Source organism: Asticcacaulis taihuensis (genome assembly GCF_900100255.1).
GTDB lineage: Bacteria > Pseudomonadota > Alphaproteobacteria > Caulobacterales > Caulobacteraceae > Asticcacaulis > Asticcacaulis taihuensis.
In genome coordinates this window covers 1-3,092 of record NZ_FMTS01000017.1, presented here as the reverse complement: position 1 = coordinate 3,092, position 3,092 = coordinate 1, and the positions used below count along the sequence as shown (strand labels likewise).

The 3,092-nt window shown below is 52.9% G+C and carries 4 protein-coding genes; 3 read left to right on the top strand and 1 reads right to left on the bottom strand.

Going from position 1 to position 3,092, the window contains the following annotated elements:
- From BLO49_RS18060 to BLO49_RS18050, 3 genes are all read left to right on the top strand, one after another.
- Nucleotides 1–843, top strand: an 843-nt coding sequence (locus BLO49_RS18060) for an RHS repeat-associated core domain-containing protein (protein ID WP_281187326.1), incomplete at its 5' end; no start/stop codon positions are given.
- Between the two features lie 706 nt (nucleotides 844–1,549).
- Nucleotides 1,550–1,843, top strand: a complete 294-nt coding sequence (locus tag BLO49_RS18055; RefSeq protein ID WP_090651007.1) for a helix-turn-helix domain-containing protein — start codon at nucleotides 1,550–1,552, stop codon at nucleotides 1,841–1,843.
- Between the two features lie 87 nt (nucleotides 1,844–1,930).
- Nucleotides 1,931–2,830, top strand: coding sequence for a nucleotidyltransferase and HEPN domain-containing protein (locus tag BLO49_RS18050; RefSeq protein WP_090651006.1), 900 nt, complete (start codon nucleotides 1,931–1,933; stop codon nucleotides 2,828–2,830).
- A 1-nt stretch (nucleotide 2,831) separates the two neighbouring features.
- On the opposite strand, the gene BLO49_RS18535 is transcribed toward BLO49_RS18050, so the two are convergent.
- Nucleotides 2,832–3,092: hypothetical protein (locus tag BLO49_RS18535; protein ID WP_220083770.1), on the bottom strand; the 261-nt coding region annotated here is incomplete at its 5' end.

Below are 3,092 nucleotides of genomic sequence, written 5' to 3'. Positions count from 1 at the left end.
AATGTAGAAGACTGGAGCGGCAATCGTTTCCGTTACACGGGGCAGATGATTTTGCCCGATGCTAAACTCTATTACTACAAAGCGCGCGTCTATGATCCTAACTTCGGACGGTTCCTCCAAACTGATCCCGTAGGCAGCAAAGATGACCTCGACCTGTACGCTTACGTCGGCGGAGATCCGATCAATAAAAGCGATCCGAGCGGAAATGGTGCGCTACAGGATACCTTAGATTATTTACAAGGTGTCGGCGTTGGCGCTTTAAAAGGGCTAGCTCACGCGAATACCCAAGCTGCCACTATAATGGGCGGTCCTTTAGGTGCCTCATACGCAGGTGCGCAGGAAAAGTGGCTTAACTCACATATCAGCGCCCCCAATTCGACCTACGGTGCTATCGGAGAAAAAGCAGGAGGATTGGGAGCGGCAACTGCAATCGCCGTTACTCCTGCTGGCGCGGAAAGCACAATGGCAAGTGCGGGTGCGAGAGGTTTGAGTAGTCTGGGTGGCGTTTTCACTTCAGAAACAAACGCGGCTGGCGGCACTTTATGGACATCTACCGGCAGTATCGCGCAGAAAGATTTCGCCAGTATGGTGAACAGCGGTATGATGAAAGGCGACGTGAATATCTTGACCGGTGTTCATGGAGGCGTAGACGGTACAATGACGGTTGATGCGAGCTTGCTGAAAGCAGATCAACAGGCTTTTGGAAACCTGCCTGGCGTCACAGTCCATAATGTTCCGGACATGACTGCCTCGCAGATTACCAATGTCATGGAGAGCAAAGGCACGACCATCGGAGGTTTCTGCAACAGCGCTGCATGTCTCGCACCCTATAGAGGACAATAGCCGATGACATCGGAAAATCTAAGGTTATACAACGCAATGGTTTGGGAAACGGACCCGAATGTCCCAGGGCGTCGAGTTACCGTTGAGGCGGCCGACCTAGATGACGCACGACGCCTACTTGAAGCGGAATATGGCGAAGGTAACGTCTACTATCTTCGGAATGAAGAAGATGCCGCAAGTCCACGGTGAGTGTCGCTCTCATCATCACGTGTGCAGTACGCCTGTCCCAATGGCACAATCACACCACGATTAATGACGGCATAATAACAACACATGCTCGACATGATCAAAACGGGAACGCAGTGAAGGCAAGATAAAGCTCAACTCCTGTTTCGCGTAAGTCATTGTCTGCACATCGTTTTTTTGGGAGTTACAAATATTTTCGGGAGTTATTATTAACTCCCGACACCTAATCACCTGTTTCGTTTATGTTTTTTAAATATAACTTCGTTCTTGTAATTTTGATGAAACTGCCGCGAATCTGGTCCGACCTTGGCCTATTGGACGGCCGGCCGGCCCGATCACCGCAGCTGATAGCTCTACGAAGTGCAGTCAGCGAGGAAGTCGCCGCACTATTCCCGCCTGATTTGGTACGGCTCGATTGAAAGCGGGCCAGAACGGGCTCAAAGGGGCCGCCAGGGCGCACTTGTCGCCTGTGCCACACTACCGAACTGCGGTATAATTGCGCCTCTATCAGGAGGTTCCAATGCCGTCAGACGCCATAGACAAAATCTCATTCCGTGTAGACGAAGCCGTCAAGGCCTCTGGTCTCGGCCGGTCTTTCCTTTATGAGAAAATGTCGGAGGGGCGGTTGCGATCAATTAAAATTGGAGGCCGCAGGCTGATCCTTAAAACTGACTTGGTAGCCTTCCTCAATCACGGCGTATCAACTTGGAAGCAGGCCCCCCTGCACTCGCAGGTCATCATGCAAGACAAACCGATCGAGCCACTCCCGCCGGCAGGTGGACAGCTAGAACTTCCATTCCATACACGAAAGTAACCCTCTCCTGGCGGGTAGCAATCCATGAAAGCGGTAGCCCACGCCCGGTAGCAGTGCTAGACTCGGCGGCAAGACGACAGGAACCCCATGCTGGCCGACCAACTCTCTCACCTCCCAGACACTAAGCGCCGCGAGCTTGAGCGCGTGGTGAAGGTGCTGTTCGGTGAGTTCGAGGACACGATCAAGACCAAACTTTCAGACAAGCAGAAGCTTGGCCGCATTCTCAAGGTCGTCCTGTTTGGCTCATATGCGCGCGGCGGCTGGGTCGACGACCATGCCTCAGGCTATCGTTCGGACTACGATCTGCTGGTCGTCGTCAATAGCCACCAGTTCACCGATCTACACGAGTATTGGGACAAGGCCGACGAGCACTTCATTCGCGAAGTGACGGTCACCCATAATATCAAAACGCCGGTCAACTTCATCGTTCACAGTCTGGCGGATGTGAACGACCAGCTTGCAAAGGGCCGGCCCTTCTTCACCGACATCGCCCGCGACGGCATTATGCTGTACGAGGCGCCAGGTCACCCACTGGTCAAGCCGAAGCCCTTGACTCCGGCAGAGATCAAGGTGGAGGCACAAGGTTATTTTGATCTTTGGGATACCCGCGCAAATCAGTTCCTCGTCACAGCCCAGGATCAAATTAGTCGCGGCTGGTGGAACATGGCGGCTTTCAACTTCCACCAAGCAACAGAGGCGCTTTACCACTGCACTCTCTTGGTATTCACTCTCTACAGCCCAAAGAGCCACCGCATCACGATGTTGCGGTCGCAAACGGAGGCCCTGGACGACCGCTTGAAGGTCGTCTGGCCCAGTGACACCAAACTACACCGACAGGCCTTTGACCGCCTTCGTAGGGCCTATGTAGAGGCCCGCTACTCGGCCGAATTCGCTGTGTCAGAAGAAGAGCTGGAATGGCTCAATGAACGTATCAGCATTCTGCGGAATATAGTTCAAATCGTCTGCCAGGAACAGCTCGGCGTATGAGTTAAGCTGCCGCCAATGTGGCGCTGACTAGCGGCATTTGGCGGCAGCTCAAACGATGTGCAGACAAGGCTTTGCAGATGGCATGGAGCCATTGCTTTAATCTTGCACTCACGCCACCATTATCCCTATTGCCCGAAATGGACCTGTTCGCACCCTTTTGTGGAAACTGACCTGCTCCCCGAAAATCGAGGCCATTTAAAACTGGAATTTTCCATTTAAGATCCCGCTTGCGGGATGAGGAGAATTTCATGAAGAAATCAAA